We start from the raw sequence: 16165 nt of genomic DNA, 5'->3' as shown, positions 1-16165 counted from the left end.
TATATTAAATAGCATTTTATACTAATTTTCTCATATTGAATTTGCTGATTTTTGTCTATTATTGTAAAAATCTAAAGGTTATAATATAGATATTAATAAGTATTTATACATAATGAATAATAATGTTAATAGGTGATAAATTTGAAAGATAAATTGGTTTATTTAAAGGATCGTTTAAATGACCTCAGCAGAAGAAATCGATCTATCCGGATGTTAAAGCTATATGATAAATGGTCATTTGATATAACTTCAGTAAATAAAGTAAATCCGGACAGTTCTAGTAAAATTCTCGAGAATATTATTGAGCAAAACGGTAATATAACGTTGTTAAAGCAAGATGTGAATAATGAGGCAACCTTACTATTGTCCAATAAACTAAACTCATTATATCGGAACTTAAAATCGATTGAAGAAGAAACAGGCCTTTATGATTTATTTGTAGGTTATCCCTACATATCAGGGTATATGTTGGATGGAACCTATATAAGAGCTCCTCTATTTTTATACCCTGTTAAATTAGAAAAAGCAAAAGTTAATGGGATAAATTGGAAATTATTATTTGAGGATGGTGAACCTCAGTTAAATCGACCCCTTTTCCTTGCTTTTAAAAAATATAGTGGCATTGATGTAACAGATACCATTTATGAAGAAGCGGAAAAGTATGCAAAAAAACATGATTTCTTAAATTGGATCAAATGACTTAAAAATTATTCTATTAATATTCTTTGGTCTAATGAAATAGAATTAAAGCCTTTCAAGAATCTTAAACAGAGCGAGATTCCAGATGGAAAGAAAGGGCAATTTGAACTTGAGAAAATGGCAATTCTAGGTTGTTTTCCTCAAGGGAATTCTGCTTTGTTGAAAGACTATGACGATTTGATATTATTAGATGAACAAGGTGAAAATTCTGACCTTGGCATTTTAGGAGAATTATTAAATTCTAGTCTTAACAATGAAACTTCTACAGATATGAGAGAGGATATCGAAAGGCCAGAGTTTGAAAAACACATTCCGGAAAAAGATAAATTCTATGTTCTAGACACGGATGCTTCACAAGAGGAAATTATTAAGGAAGTTGAAAAACAAAAAGGACTTGTCGTTCATGGACCACCTGGTACAGGTAAATCACAAGTTATTGTAAATTTAATTGCAAATACAATCGCTCAAAATAAAAGAGTTCTGCTTGTTTGTCAAAAGCGAGCAGCACTTGATGTTGTGTATCAGAGAATGGATTCTCTTGGACTTTCTGGGCATGTTGCATTATTGCATGATGAAAAAAATGACCGTAAAACACTTTACAAGAAACTCTTTAATTTGTTGCAAAGTGAAATTAATATAGTGGACTATGAAAATGAGCTGTACCAATTATCGGCAAAAATTGAACAGTGCGAGGCCAAGTTAAATGCGATTGCAAATGGCCTATTTGAAGTCCAACATCATGGTTATAAAGCTTATGATTTATATGGTCTAGGAAAACCTATAAATGATATGGAAGTTATTCTTGATATGGAAGCCGTATTAACTTCTATAAATAAAGAAAATCTTGAAGATGTATTAATGAAAATCTTTTCATACGGAAATTATTATGGGCGTTTTGGAAGTAAAGACTATCCTTTGAAAAATCGTTTATCATTTGCGAATTTAGATTTAAAAGATCGAATGAGAATCATTGAATTATTGAAAAATATTATTGAAAAAGCTGAAACAAGTATTGAATATTTGAATACATTTGACCAAGAAGATATTACCCCTGAATATAGTTGGAATATCAATGATAAGATTGAAAAAATATTTGATGATTTAAACCCGGAGGAGAAGAGAAGTTTACAAAAACTTAGATTATGGTGGTGGACCTCTTTTACAGGGAAAACAATCATAGAGGAATTATTAAATGGGGAAAAATTTAAAGGACTATCCTCTAAAGAATGGCCGAAATTAAGAGAAAGTTTACGAGTCCTTTTCGAATTGGCGAAGGTTTCTGAAAAAATGTTTAAAGAAACCGAATCATTAAAGAACTATTTTTCAAAAGAAATGGTAGACCATTTAAATCAAAAAATTGCAAAAGGAGATATTCCGTTAAAAGAGTTTCAAAAACAGCAGGAATATATTATTCAAGATTTTGAGGAAGTTAGAGAAATGGACAGATTTTACGACCAAAGTCCTCCATTCATAAAAACAATTATTGAATTATTGAAAGATAAATCCGAAGATAACATATATAGGGATATGGCAAATGATTGGGTAGATATTGTAAAACAATCTGCCTATATTCACTGGATAGATCAAATTGAACGAAAACATCCCGAATTAACGAAAATTGGAACAGAGGAGTTTACTAAATTAAGAAGTCAATTTAGGGGTTTATTACTACAGAAAAGGGAATTATCCGTGAAGGTTTTAATCAATAGATTATTATCGAAGCTCTTGAATGTAAAGCAAACCCATTCCAAGGCAATGAAAGAGTTACAACATCAAACAGGAAAACAACGAATGATATGGCCAGTAAGAAAGCTTGTTAGGGAATTCTCATTAAATGGATTGCTGGATGTTATGCCTATTTGGTTAACATCTCCGGAAACGGCTTCTGCCATTTTTCCAATACAAAAAGATTTATTTGATTTGGTAATATTTGATGAAGCCTCACAATGTACAGTAGAAAATGGACTCCCATCTGCATATCGTGGATCAAAACTAGTGGTTGCTGGAGACGAAAAACAGCTTCCACCATCTTCTTTATTTAAAAGTGAGATTGTCGAAGATGAAGACGATGAAGAACAAATAAACTTTCAAGAATCAGAAAGTTTATTAAATCTTGCAAAAAGATGCTTACCTGAAAAAATGCTACAATGGCATTACCGATCAAAATCAGAAGAGTTGATAAACTTTTCTAATCATGCTTTCTATAACGGCAATATTCAAATTGCTCCAAATGTTGAACCTCTAAGAGATCCTGCTGCCATCCAATGGCATAGAGTAAATGGTTTATGGATAAATCAACATAATGAGGTTGAAGCAAAAAAAGTAGTTGAATTAGTTAAACAACTAATGATTGAAAATCCCAATAAATCATTAGGTATTATTACATTTAACGCAAAACAACAAGATAAAATCCTCGATTTAATAGAGGACGAGGCAGAAGATGACAAAGAGTTTGGCGTATTATATCAGCAAAATATGAGTAATGATATGGATCAGCGACTCTTTGTTAAAAATATTGAGAATGTTCAAGGGGACGAAAGAGATATTATTATTTTCTCGATAGCCTACGCTAAAAATGAAGAAGGGCGCGTATATAATCGATTCGGAACTCTTGGACAACAAGGTGGGGAAAATAGGCTAAATGTTGCCATTACTCGTGCTAAAGAAGAAATTCATATCGTATCGAGTATTGAACCATCCGATCTAAATGTTTCCAGTGTTAAAAATGATGGTCCAAAACTTTTAAAAAGCTATATGGAATATGCAAAGGCTGTTTCTTTAGTTAGAAGAGATGAAATTGAATCTATCTTGACCTTGTTAAATGAAAATAAAACTACAAAAAAACAATTAACTGCATTACAATTTGATTCTCTGTTTGAGGAACAAGTATACAATCACTTGACTAAGCTAGGATATACACTAGATACTCAAGTAGGAATGTCTGGATATCGAATTGACTTAGCGGTCGTCCATCCACACAATCCTCAAAAGTATATTTTAGGAATTGAATGTGACGGGGCAATGTATCACAGTTCAGCAAGTGCCAAAGAAAGAGATGTATATAGACAAAGATTTCTTGAAAACAAAGGATGGAACATCACGAGAATTTGGAGCCGTAATTGGTGGAGAAATCCTAGTGTTGAGATTGAAAGAATCGATCAACTCATCAAGGAGATGTTGAAAGAGGAAAGCAGTAAAAAGGAATTGCAGCAAATTTAGAGTATGAATTTCAAGTGTTTTATTATCTAACAACAAATTTCATGATAGGCTTTCTGATAAAGGGTCTTTTAATGTGTAAAGCAAGTATGAAGTTAACGCATTAAGCGACTTTTTTGTGATAAAGAATTTTCAAAAATTTGTCTTAGTCCACAAAAGAGGGGTTCGATCAGTTTGGTTTATTTTTTACGAATGCTCGGTTAATCGATTATGTGGATATTTGATTTAAACGAACTGTTGTACTCCAATGAATATACAATTAAGGACAAAGAGAGTGGTTTCGAACGGAATTAACGGATATTATAAAGGAGATTCAAAAACTCAACACGACAGACTAACTTCGTTTATAAGAGTTTTTCAACAAATCTCTAGCTTTAATTTCTGCAAGTGAATCTATTTTTAAAGAAATTTGAAGAGTACTCTTTACGAAAGTTATTTGTAATGATTGAAGTCTACTACGTTCCCCTTTTTTATTGCAGGCATAAGATTTATCCGCTTTGAAACAAGTGGATTTTGACAAATTTTCTGGTATGGTTAAATTGACGAGACATATTTCCTATACTCTGAAAAAGGGTAACGAAATTTGAAAATGCGTAAAGCTCGTAAACGTGGTGGTGCTTTAATATAGTGGCATTAGTAAGGGACAAGATTGTGTGTTAATTGCAAGAGACAGTCAAAAACTGATTTATTCAAAACTGACTGGGCAATGACGGATTGTAAAATCCCTCTTAAAAAAGCAATCTGCTCCAAATTATCTAAAACCAATACCTATGTACAGATTCTTGGCGAGTTTCAAAAACTATGCACACTATCCTCTAAATCAGATGGAAAGGTACGAGTAAAGGGGATTTACTATATCCAAAATGTCAATGACTATCACAGCAGTCTGAAAGGTTGGATGGACTGTTTTAATGGTGTGGCAATATATAATCTAACTTTGGTAACTAAATTAGCTGCTATTTTAATAGTTGCAAAGTTTGAGTGTCAAGGAGAAACAATTATAAGGGAAGGGACTCCCTAAAGGAGGTCTCTTTTCTTTATGTTGAGATAGATGGCGTATTTTCCCCACTTATAGAGGGGTCATTATGAGGCTACCTTCTATGTACCATTATCTACACATCACAAATTTTTTGAGTGAAGTGTTTAAAGGGGTACTGCTATTTTTTGTATTTCTCTCATTTAATAGAATTTAAAAGAGGCTGGGACATAAGTAAAAAAATCATTGAAATTGGTTAAATCTACGAAAGCAAAAACGCATGAAATCAAGGTTTTTAAATTGATTTCATGCGTTTTTTTGATTTTCACTGCGTTTTGTCACAGCCTCTTTTTTAAAATAAGGACATCTGTACAATTCTATCATCAACAGATATTGTTTCTTCATTTTCAATCTCCAATATCCGTTTTCCCATTCTCTCTATTAACCCAACAACCAACGCATTCCCCATACAGAAATACCGCATTCTTTCTGACATGCCTTCTGTCCAATTATCAGGGAATCCATTTAATCTTTCACATTCCACAGGCGTTAAAATTCTTATTCTTTTTGTTTCTGGATCTTCAATTACATGACTGCTTCGATTTATAGTTCCTTCACTAGTTAACATGGTGCGTCCAGGTTTGTCCAAAGGTTCAGGAAATGCCATTCCACCTTCAGAAAAAGTGTATTTATGACCAGTTGAGGATGTTCTCTCTATTTTTTTTGGACCTTTTAAATATTTGAATTTTTCAATTCCGTCACTACTTAAATAATATTTTTCATCCACAGATGTTTGGAGAATTTCACCTAATGTAATAGGTGTTTCTTGGATTGGTATTAATTCTTCCGTATAAACTACACCATTTCTCATTATACCTGCATTATAATATTTTTGAGAAAATGTTTCAGAAACCTCTACAATATCATTTGGTAAAGAAAATAAGAGTGGTGTGTGCTTTTCGTGCATTACTTGTGAAACTGGAAAAGTCTTTGCGAAGAAACCGTCGTTATGCAAAATAGTTTCTTCCTTATCAATATTATTAAGACGAGTCACATATGATGTATCGTTTTGTACTGCAAAAATAAAAATTCTACGTCTTCTTTGTGCTTGACCATAATCAGCTGCGTTAACAACTCGCCATTCAACAGTATAGTTTAAGTCCTTTAAACTGCTTAACATGATAGAAAAATCTCTACCTCGTTGTTTAGAAGGGGACTTTAGAAGTCTATCGACGTTTTCAAGTAATACATATCTTGGTCTAACTTCTTTAAGAATACGAACAATCTCCCAGAATAATACGCCTTTCTTACCTTGAATCCCTTTTTCTCCAGATAAACTGCGAGCTACAGAATAATCTTGACAAGGGAATCCTCCAACTAATAAATTTGCATTAAAATCTATTAAAGTCTTTTCATCGACCGTATTTATATCCTGATTTGAGTGAATCCCTTTATCTTTAAATTGTCTTGAATAACATTCAAAAGCATCTTGGGATTTTTTTGATGGTTCCCATTGATTGCCCCAAACAACTTCAAATCCCTTAGTTGCTTCTAGTCCAAGACGAAACCCACCAACTCCTGCAAATAATTCTATTACTTTTATCATTTCGAACATCCTTTCGGTATAAAAGATACCTATTAAACATTATAATAAAAAGTAACAAAAAGATCAACTAATAATTATTTACCTTTTATATTAACTTTAGTATATCACACCTACTACATAAAGAACATACGTTCTGAAAGTGATTTAAAGGAGATTAAAATGATTTATCAAACTACTGATGAGTTAATGGAAAAAGCAATTGAAGCAGAAGGCAAAACATTTGGTGAAATCGATAAACATGGACGTCTTTTAAATGTTAAATCTAAAGGTGGACTTGGGCAGGTTGTTGAGGAAAGTTTTTTTGGTTATTCAGTAAACTCAGAGGCAAGGCCAGACTTTGAAAACCTAGGCATAGAACTTAAGGTAACTCCTTTTAAAAGGAATAAAAATGGGCAACTTTCTGCAAAAGAAAGATTAGTTTTAAACATTATCAACTATATGGATGAAGTACAACATGAGTTTGAAACATCAAGTTTTTGGGTTAAAAATCAAAAACTATTATTAATGTTTTATGAATGGCTACCTGAAATTGAAAGAAAAGATTATAAGATTTACAAAAGTATTTTATATACATTCCCCGAGGCTGACTTAGAAATTATACGGCAGGATTGGGAAAATATAGTTTCGAAGATTAGACAAGGTAAGGCACATGAACTATCTGAAGGAGACACCGTATATTTAGGTGCAGCTTCCAAGGGTAGTAATAAAAATTCTGTTAGGGAACAACCATATAGTGATATTAAGGCCATGCAAAGAGCATTTTCGTTAAAACAGTCTTATATGACTGCATTAGTTAGAAAGTACATCAAAAATGAGGCACTTGTAAATTTTACAAATGCAGAAGAATTGAAAAGGAAAACATTTAATGATCTTTTATTAGAGAAATTTAGGCCTTATATAGGTATGACAGATAAACAAATAGCAGACATACATGATATACCTTATAATAAGAGTTCAAAAAGTCTGGTTCCCACTATAATTAGTGCTTTATTAGGAATAAAGGGAACAAAATTAGACCAAATAGAAGAGTTTTCAAAGGCTAATATTCAATTTAAGACCGTTAGACTTGAACCAAATGGAAAACCTAAGGAGTCTATGTCATTTGAAAATATAGATTTTGAAAAATGGACAACTGAGTCTTGGGAGGAGAGCTATTTAAGAAATCGATTTTACGATACGAAATTTTTATTAGTTGTTTTTCAATATAAGGAGACAGAATCACAAAACAAAAATCGAAAGTTATATTTTAAAGGAATTAAACTTTGGAATATGCCAGAGAAAATCATTGAAAAAGAAATGAAAGAATTATGGGATGAAGTAAACTACTTGATTAAAGAAAATAAACTACAAATTGAGTATGTTCAAAGAGGTAAAAAAATTGTTGAGACCAATAACTTTCCTAAATCAAATTTTAATGGTGTAACACATATTAGACCTAAAGGCGCGAATGGACAAGATAAGATTTTACTTCCAAATAATCAATTAATAACAAAACAGTGCTATTGGTTAAATAGTTCATATGTAGCATCGATTGTAAGGGATTTATCCTTTTAATAAAAAGATAAAGTATAAATACTATAACATACTACAAACAGTTAAGATGTATTAAAACAAGAGGTGAAAAAGACCCAAGTGATGTAATTTCACTTAGGTCTTTTAGGAGTGATTCTTGGGATATGCACTCGTTCGGAAACTTAAACTTGCTATTTAGAGGATTTTATAAATAACAGGTAATTTTATAACTTGTATAAAATAATAGGAGTGTTGTTACAGAATCTATTCTTAATAAACTGTACTTAGGAACATTGGATGCAACCAATGTTCCTTTTATTATATTTTGTTAGTTTTAAGTATAGACAAATGATAGCATTTTTTTAATTGAATTGAACTTATCTCAAGGGTACAAGAAGTTTCGATTAGCATTTAGAAGTAAGAAGCTTTTATTATTTAAAAAAACCTATTATTGTCGTATTGACAAATCAACACTTCACGAGTGTTTTTCATCAATTATTAAAGCTATAGTTAGCTGAATAGGACGTAGTTTTCCTACTTTTTATCTTTATAAAATGTTCAATTTAAACATTTATAATTTTAAATATTTTTAGAATAATACAAATGTAAGCATTTACAAATGGTTAATCATGGTTTATATTGTTTATAACAAACAAAAAAGGTTCTTTTATAACATTCTTATTAAAGTTAGGGAGATCGATACTTTATGGATTACCAACACCACCTTAATAGCAGGCAGAATCAAATCTATAAATATATTGTAAATGAAGGCGAAGTAAAAATTAGTGAACTGACCGAACAGTTTAATGTAGTGGAAATGACCATTCGTCGTGATTTTGAAAAAATGGAAAAACTAGGTCTAATCAAAAGAACCTTTGGAGGGGCTATTTCTATGGTCTCGCAGGATGTATCCCTATTTGAACGAGAAAGTTTAAATGCCCAAGCAAAGAAACGAATAGGAATGAAAGCTGCCGAGTTTGTCGGAATGGGTGAAGCTATTTTTATAGATGCAGGTACAACAACTCCGCATTTAGTAAGTTACATTCCTAAAAATTTCAATTTAGTAATTGTAACGAACGCTTTGAATGTGGCGGCAAAAATTCAAGGAATCACTAAAGAGAAAATAGTAATAGGTGGCATGTTGCTGGATTCGACTTTTTCATTGGTAGGCCCTATTGCTGAATCGGCTTTAGATAATTTGACTTTTGATAAAGCTTTTTTAGCAGCTACGAATTTTTCTCCGGAACAAGGACTTACTAATTCCAACTTATTTGAAGTACAAATTAAACAAAAAGTCATGAAGCAATCAAAAGAAGTTACCTTCCTTATTGATCATAGTAAATTTGGAAATCAATCTCTTTATAAGATAGCAAATATTGAAGATGTAAATCGTATTATTACTGACATTGAGCCTCCTCATGAATATAGCCAATTATTAAAACGTTACGGCGTTGAACTGGTGATATGTGATTAATCTAGCTAATTAGTATTCTTCAATGGTATCGTCAACACCTATAGAACAGAAGCAATAAAAAACTTCTAAGCTACTAGCCTTCCATCTTTCAACAGTATTACACCTACCAAACTATTCCATCAAGAATCTCAATAGATCATACTTCAATCTTTAATAAAAATTGTAACCCTTTTCACAATTTAACTAGATATTAAGTCATCTTCGGATGGCTTTAATATAAAAAATAAATATAAAGGGGAAATCCGTAAATGAAGAAATGGATGGTTCTATTGTTAACCGCTCTATTAACTTTTGCACTATCTGCATGCAACAGCAATAGTGACAAAGCAAGTGGCACAGGTTCTAAAAAGAAGCATTATGTTTTTGGTTATACTTCTATGACTCAGAACAACCCTTATTTCCAAGTTGTTGAGAAAGCAATTCGAAAAAAAGTAGAGGCAAATGGGGATAAGCTTATTACGACCAATCCCGCAATGGACCAAGAAAAGCAAATTAACCAAATTGAAGACTTGATTTCTCAGGGTGTTGACGCAATTTTCCTAAATCCTGTTGACTGGGAGGGGATCCAGCCTGCGCTCGTTGAATTAAAAAATGCTAATATTCCAATTATCAATTTCGATGCTGAAGTAAAGGACCAAAGTATTGTTACATCTTATGTCGGTTCAGATAATAAAAATGCAGGGAAAGTCGATGGAGAAGACCTTGTTAAGAGATTTCCTAATGGTGGAAAGATTGTTGTTCTTGATAGCCCTACTATGAATTCTGTAAATGATCGGATTTCAGGATTTATGGAGGCCATTAAAGGTCATAACTTTAGTATAGTAGCGCAGCAGGACGCTAAAGGTGATTTACAAACAGCGATGAATAAGATGGCCGATATTCTTCAATCACATTCTGATATTATTGCAGTCATGGGCGGAAACGACCCAACTGCACTTGGTGCCCTTGCAGCGATTAAAGCAGCCAATAAAAAGGATATTGTGATTTATGGGGTAGACGGATCACCAGATGCGAAAAAAGAAATCGCTAATGGAGGTCCATTTGTTGGAACAGGTGCTCAATCACCTATTACCATCGGGGAAAAGTCTGTTGATGTTGCCTATCAAGTGTTAAAAGGGGAAAAAGTCGATAAAAAATATCCCGTAAAAACGTTCTTGATCAATAAGGAAAATGTGGATCAATATGGAACAGATGGTTGGCAATAATTAATTTTCACGTAATGAAGTGGAAAGGATAGGGTAACTCAAGGGGCGCCAAAGCCTTTTCGATACAAATAATAGTAGAGATTACTAGAGTTGTATACAAAGTTGCTGCTGATGAGTTACTCTTAATCTTTTTAATGAGGTGAAGATATGAATAACAGTCTTTTGGAAATGTCAGGCATAACGAAGCAGTTTCTTGGGGTTTATGCGTTACAGGATGCATATTTGATGTTAAAAGGCGGGGAGGTTCACGCACTTCTTGGGGAAAACGGTGCCGGCAAATCCACATTAATGAAAGTGCTTGGTGGTATTTACAGCTTAGACGAAGGCAGCATTTCGATTGACGGATTAGAAGTAAAGATTAATAGTGTGAAAGATGCGAAGCATTTTGGAATCAGTATTATCCATCAAGAGATTGTTCTAGTACCATATTTATCGATTGCAGAGAATATTTTTCTTGGAAGAGAACCATTAAAAAAATCAGGATTTATTGATAAAAAAAGGATGTTTCAAAACGCACAAAAATTATTAGATGATTTTGGGATGGAATTATCTGCAAGTACAATTGTAGATAATTTAACCGTTGCACAGCAGCAGATGATTGAAATTATTAAAGCTGTATCTTTTAATTCAAAGATTATTATCATGGATGAACCAACCTCTTCTTTAACAGAAAAAGAAGTACGTTTTCTCTTTAGGACCATCAAAAGTCTAAAAGAACAAGGAGTGGGGATTGTATACATTTCTCATAGAATGAATGAACTATTTGAAATAACTGACCGAATTACAGTCATGCGCGACGGAAAATATATAGGAACAGTAACTACCAAGGATACTTCCAATGATCAGTTAATCTCGATGATGGTAGGCCGTGAACTATCAAAATATTATATTAAGGATTCGTCCAATTCAGAAGAAAGCATCTTGAAAGTGAATCAACTAACAAAACAAGGTGTTATAAAAAACGCTAGTTTTGAATTGAAAAAAGGGGAAATTCTTGGTTTCTCCGGGTTAGTTGGTGCCGGTAGGTCCGAACTGATGAAGTGTATTTTTGGGCTGGAATCTTTTGAGAAAGGTGAAATTATTGTAAACGGGCAAAAAGTAGTTATCAGAAACCCAAATGATGCTATCCAAAATAAAATTGCCTATGTTACAGAAAATCGAAAAGAAGAAGGCTTATTCTTAAGCCAATCAGTTCAATACAATATTACCATAAAAGTATTACACGAATTTATGAGATTCTTTAAGGTTAATTCAAAATATGAAAATAAGGAAACTAATCAATATATTAAAGGTTTATCAATCAAAACAACGGGAGTAGAACAAGAGGTTAAACACTTGAGTGGTGGAAACCAGCAAAAAGTATTGATTTCAAGATGGTTAGCCACAAAGCCACAGGTTCTAATTCTTGATGAACCAACCAGAGGTGTCGATGTTGGAGCAAAAGCAGAGATTTACTCTATTATGAATAAATTAGCAAAAGATGGTGTTTCAATTATTATGGTATCTTCGGATCTCCCTGAAGTGATCAACATGAGTGATAGGGTAGCGGTTATGTGTAAGGGGGAAATTAAAGCCATATTAAACAAAGATCAGTTTAGTCAAGAAACCATTATGCATTATGCTACTGGAGGTCAATAATATGTCAAATATTGTTGTGAAAGAAAATAAGAATACAAACCTTCGTTTTAACTTAGGTTACAGTATTATTCGGTTTTTTCGAGAAAATATCGGAATTATAATCGGTTTTATTGTTTTATGTATTGTGATATCTATTGTCAACTCGAATTTCTTAACAACAAATAATATTTTGAATGTATTAAGACAATCATCTACTAATCTATATTTAGCATTAGCAATGACGATGATTATTATTTTAGGTGGAATTGACCTATCAGTTGGATCCATTATTGCATTAGTGGGTGTTGTGGCAACTTCCTCAATTGCATTGTTGGGATTACCTGTTTATCTCGGAATCATTGCTGGCCTTTTGGTAGGGGTGTTGGTAGGTTTATTAAATGGTTATGTGATTGCCACCACAGTAATTCCTCCATTTATTGTCACTCTAGCAACTATGAATATTGCTAGAGGTGCGGCTTATGTTTTAAGTGACGGAAAACCAATTAGGGTTATGTCCATGTCATTTAATAATATTGGTTCTGGATATATTGGTGGTGTATTGCCAACACCGGTTTTATTTTTGATTGTAATATTAATAATTTGTTATTTAATCATGAATAAGACGAAGCTTGGACGGTATATGTATGCTGTCGGCGGCAATGCTGAAGCAGCTAAATTCTCAGGTATATCGATTAAAAAAGTGCAACTGTTCGCGTATACCTTTAGTGGGCTAATGGCTGCTGTAGCAGGGATTGTCCTTGCATCCCGTATGTTTTCCGGTCAGCCTACAGCTGGAGAAGGTGCAGAGCTCGATGCCATTGCAGCTGTTGTGCTAGGCGGTACGAGTATGTCAGGAGGGAAAGGGAAAATTGGTGGTACTGTCATTGGCGCACTGATTATTGGTGTACTTAGTAATGGTTTGAATCTAATGGGCATAAGTTCCTTCTGGCAATACATTATTAAAGGTATTGTGATATTAGTAGCGGTATATACGGATGTGATTAAGAAGAAAAAATCCTAGATTCATAAGGGAGGTGTTTAATTTGAAGGACGGTATTGCAATAGCTGGAACCATTGCTGTGGATGAAATTAAAAAAATTGATAAATATCCAAATAGATCTGAACTGACTGCAATTCAATCGGTGAGAAGATCCATAGGAGGAGCTGTTTCAAATTGTTCGGTTAGCCTAGCCAAAATAGATTCCTCCTTACCCATAGAAGTAATAGCACTAATTGGTCATGATGAAAAAGGTAGATTTCTTTTATCGAATTTAGAAAAATATAAAAATATTAATTTACAACATATTCAGATCATGGGAGAAACACCTTTCACGGATGTGATACAGGATTCTTCCGATCATAGCCGAACGTTTTTCTCATATAAAGGCAATTCCAGTTCGTTTAATGAGTCTATGATTGATTTTCGTAATATAAATTCAACGATTTTACATGTCGGCTATATTCTGTTATTAGATTCACTTGATGAAGAAGATGCAATATACGTACGGAACGAAAATGGCAAAGCTCTTGAAAACAGCTCAAGATATTGGTATTAAAACATCCATTGATATTGTAAGTGAAAATAGCAATCGCTACAAACACATTGTACCGCCTAGTTTAAAATATACAAATTATTGCGTTATTAATGAACTTGAAGCAGGAAAAAGTGTGGGAATTACTTTAAGAGACGGTTCAGGAAAACTACTTATTAAAAAGATACCGGAAGTTATTTTTAAATTAAAGGATATGGGGGTAAGAGATTGGGTTGTCATCCATACGCCAGAAGGAAGCTTCGGATATGAAGGAAAGGAGATACATCGTGTTCCTTCATTATTGATTGAAAATAAGTGTATCAAAGGAACGGTTGGAGCAGGTGATGCCTTTGTTTCGGGTGTATTATATGGTGCTTTAAAAGGATTTTGCCTTCGTGCATCTATGGAACTAGGAACTGCGGCAGCGGCGTCGTCACTATTGGAAGAAGATAGTACCTCTGGTGTGAAAAGGTATGCGGAATTATTAGGGATGTACCGGGACTTTCCAAAAAGGAAATTTGAGGAGGAATTACATTGTTAGTAACTCTAAACGAAAACCTGAAAAATGCAGAAAAAGGTAACTATGCTGTTGGTGCTTTTAACTCACCAACGTTGGAATCGGTGAGGGCAGTTATAGAAGCGGCGGAAGAATTGCAAGCACCCATTATATTAGCTCATGCAGAAGTGCATAATGAAATTATTCCACTTGAAGTTATGGGTCCCATTCTTGTCGAATTTGCGAAAAGAGCAACGGTGCCTGTCACAGTTCATTTAGATCATGGGTCAAGTCTTGAAATGGTGAAAAAAGCGATAGATATTGGTTTTAGTTCGGTTATGATTGACGCTTCCCATATGAATTATGAGGATAATATCAGAATTGTACAAGAAGTGGTGGCGTATGCTCATGTAAAAAATGTCTCAGTTGAGTCCGAACTTGGTGTCATGACCTCTTCGGGATTAGGAGGGGAGGAGATGCATTCAGAACTAATTCATGGGGATTATTATACAGACCCACTGGTTGCAAAGGACTTCGTGGAGAGGACTCAAACAGATGCATTAGCTGCCTCTTTCGGTACGGTTCACGGAATTTATATTACTAAGCCGAATTTAGATTTTAAGAGACTTGAAGAAATATATCGTAATACGAAACGACCCATTGTTATGCATGGCGGTTCGGGGTTAAGTGAAGAAGAATATATCAAGGCTATTAACGCTGGTGTAAGAAAAATTAATTATTATAGTTATGCGGCTAGGGCAGGTGCTCAAGCAGTTAAGGAATATATCGAAAAAGAAAATAATGCAAACCTTTTCTATCATGACTTTACTGTTGTTGCTAAAGAGAGCATTAAACAAAATGTAAAAAGAGTGATCAATATATTTTTAAATAAAGGTGAAGTACTAGCCAATGGGGAGGCATAGATATGGAGCGTCAAAAATATGAAGAAATAAAAGGAAAAGCACTAGCACTGTATGAAAAGGCTGGTATTATTCTCACAGAAGAGGAAAAGACATCAATAGAAGTTGTTGATTTTGGTCTCCATAATATTGAAGTTACCGGCTTGCAGCTTATTACTTATGTAAACACGGAAAAAGTATGTGCAAAGGAATTAGCTTTATTACCAAATCAAACATGTCCAGAACATAAACATCCTAAAAGGGATTTTGATGAGGGGAAGGAGGAAACATTCCGTTGCCGTTATGGAAAGGTCTATCTTTACGTAGAAGGCAATGAAACCGAAACGCGATCTGCCCATCCACCACAAGGGGATGAAGAAAATTACACCGTATTTCACGAATTAATCCTGTCTCCAGGTCAACAATATACTATTTATCCAAACACACTCCATTGGTTCAAATCCGGAGAAGACGGAGCTGTCATATCTGAATTTTCCACAAAAAGCACCGACGAAAGTGATGTTTTCACTGATTCCAGAATCATAAGAGTACCAATGATGTAAAAATAGTTCCTCGTAAAATTATACAATGAATTACTAAAAACAAATGATTGAAAGCATAGGATCATCGTTTTCAAGAAATGGATGAAATATGTTAATGGAATAGAACTTGGCTGTTAAAAAATGAAAGTTCACTTTTTCTTTTCAAAGGAATATCCACTTATTCAGGAGAAACCGGGGTTAGTGCCTTGAGGAGTAGGTCAAAAAGACGATATTGGCCTTGAAAATCTTGGTATAGAAATGAACAGTACCACCAGCCGATTGAAGTTCTTAGTTTTTCGAACAAAGGCAATGGTTATTGTTCTTAATCAAAATAATTTCAAAAATAAGTGAAGCATTTAAGGAATGGTTACTTCGTATAAAAAATTGACCA

At 33.6% G+C, this 16165-nt stretch carries 12 protein-coding genes and 1 pseudogene; 12 read left to right on the top strand and 1 reads right to left on the bottom strand.

The features are described 5' to 3' along the window. The first annotated feature begins 141 nt into the window (after positions 1-141). From CWO92_RS25990 to CWO92_RS26680, 3 genes and pseudogenes are all read left to right on the top strand, one after another. Positions 142-699, top strand: coding sequence for a DUF4011 domain-containing protein (locus tag CWO92_RS25990; protein WP_235851582.1), 558 nt, complete (start codon positions 142-144; stop codon positions 697-699). A 156-nt stretch (positions 700-855) separates the two neighbouring features. Further along, positions 856-3918 carry a PDDEXK-like endonuclease domain-containing protein gene (locus CWO92_RS08430; RefSeq protein WP_235851581.1) on the top strand — a complete coding sequence of 1021 codons (3063 nt, stop codon included), beginning with the start codon at positions 856-858 and terminating at the stop codon, positions 3916-3918. A gap of 408 nt (positions 3919-4326) precedes the next feature. Further along, positions 4327-4837, top strand: a pseudogene (locus tag CWO92_RS26680) (IS1595 family transposase); the annotation flags it as partial. Positions 4838-5243: 406 nt separating this feature from the next. Here CWO92_RS26680 and dcm read toward each other — a convergent pair. Further along, positions 5244-6497: a DNA (cytosine-5-)-methyltransferase gene (dcm, locus tag CWO92_RS08420; RefSeq protein WP_101353768.1), complete on the bottom strand. Its 1254-nt coding sequence runs from the start codon at positions 6495-6497 to the stop codon at positions 5244-5246. A 159-nt stretch (positions 6498-6656) separates the two neighbouring features. On the opposite strand from dcm, the gene CWO92_RS08415 reads away from it, so the two are divergent. The 9 genes from CWO92_RS08415 (at position 6657) to CWO92_RS08380 (ending at position 15795) form a co-directional block, all read left to right on the top strand. Beyond that, entirely contained in the window at positions 6657-8051 is a 1395-nt protein-coding gene (locus CWO92_RS08415) for a Sau3AI family type II restriction endonuclease (RefSeq protein WP_101353767.1), read from the top strand. Between the two features lie 664 nt (positions 8052-8715). Next, on the top strand, positions 8716-9483 hold the full coding sequence (locus CWO92_RS08410) for a DeoR/GlpR family DNA-binding transcription regulator (RefSeq protein ID WP_101353766.1): 768 nt from the start codon (positions 8716-8718) through the stop codon (positions 9481-9483). 248 nt (positions 9484-9731) lie between these two features. Continuing rightward, the gene (locus tag CWO92_RS08405; RefSeq protein WP_101353765.1) at positions 9732-10688 is read left to right on the top strand and encodes a sugar ABC transporter substrate-binding protein; all 957 of its coding nucleotides are present in this window, start codon (positions 9732-9734) and stop codon (positions 10686-10688) included. Between the two features lie 147 nt (positions 10689-10835). Further along, positions 10836-12326: a sugar ABC transporter ATP-binding protein gene (locus CWO92_RS08400; RefSeq protein WP_101353764.1), complete on the top strand. Its 1491-nt coding sequence runs from the start codon at positions 10836-10838 to the stop codon at positions 12324-12326. A gap of 1 nt (position 12327) precedes the next feature. Beyond that, positions 12328-13326 carry an ABC transporter permease gene (locus CWO92_RS08395; RefSeq protein ID WP_101353763.1) on the top strand — a complete coding sequence of 333 codons (999 nt, stop codon included), beginning with the start codon at positions 12328-12330 and terminating at the stop codon, positions 13324-13326. A 22-nt stretch (positions 13327-13348) separates the two neighbouring features. Beyond that, complete coding sequence (locus CWO92_RS26270; RefSeq protein WP_268877581.1) at positions 13349-13861, top strand: carbohydrate kinase family protein; 513 nt, start codon at positions 13349-13351, stop codon at positions 13859-13861. Then, positions 13797-14378, top strand: a complete 582-nt coding sequence (locus CWO92_RS26265) for a carbohydrate kinase family protein (RefSeq protein WP_268877580.1) — start codon at positions 13797-13799, stop codon at positions 14376-14378. The genes CWO92_RS26270 and CWO92_RS26265 overlap by 65 nt, the downstream gene beginning before the upstream one ends. Beyond that, positions 14372-15256 (top strand): class II fructose-bisphosphate aldolase, encoded by an 885-nt coding sequence (locus CWO92_RS08385; RefSeq protein WP_101353762.1) that lies wholly within the window; start codon positions 14372-14374, stop codon positions 15254-15256. The genes CWO92_RS26265 and CWO92_RS08385 overlap by 7 nt, the downstream gene beginning before the upstream one ends. A 2-nt stretch (positions 15257-15258) precedes the next feature. Beyond that, positions 15259-15795 (top strand): D-lyxose/D-mannose family sugar isomerase, encoded by a 537-nt coding sequence (locus CWO92_RS08380; protein ID WP_101353761.1) that lies wholly within the window; start codon positions 15259-15261, stop codon positions 15793-15795. Positions 15796-16165 lie beyond the last annotated feature (370 nt).

The sequence above is a fragment of the Heyndrickxia camelliae genome (genome assembly GCF_002844575.1).
Taxonomy (GTDB): Bacteria; Bacillota; Bacilli; order Bacillales; family Bacillaceae_C; genus Margalitia; species Margalitia camelliae.
This window is presented reverse-complemented; position numbering and strand designations above follow the sequence as displayed.

Coding starts and splice junctions, on each gene's coding strand:
- CWO92_RS08415 (WP_101353767.1), top strand. CDS start 6,657: ATGATTTATCAAACTACTGATGAGTTAATGGAAAAAGCAATTGAAGCA.
- CWO92_RS08410 (WP_101353766.1), top strand. CDS start 8,716: ATGGATTACCAACACCACCTTAATAGCAGGCAGAATCAAATCTATAAA.
- CWO92_RS08400 (WP_101353764.1), top strand. CDS start 10,836: ATGAATAACAGTCTTTTGGAAATGTCAGGCATAACGAAGCAGTTTCTT.
- CWO92_RS08380 (WP_101353761.1), top strand. CDS start 15,259: ATGGAGCGTCAAAAATATGAAGAAATAAAAGGAAAAGCACTAGCACTG.
- CWO92_RS08395 (WP_101353763.1), top strand. CDS start 12,328: ATGTCAAATATTGTTGTGAAAGAAAATAAGAATACAAACCTTCGTTTT.
- CWO92_RS08405 (WP_101353765.1), top strand. CDS start 9,732: ATGAAGAAATGGATGGTTCTATTGTTAACCGCTCTATTAACTTTTGCA.
- CWO92_RS26265 (WP_268877580.1), top strand. CDS start 13,797: ATGCAATATACGTACGGAACGAAAATGGCAAAGCTCTTGAAAACAGCT.
- dcm (WP_101353768.1), bottom strand. CDS start 6,497: ATGATAAAAGTAATAGAATTATTTGCAGGAGTTGGTGGGTTTCGTCTT.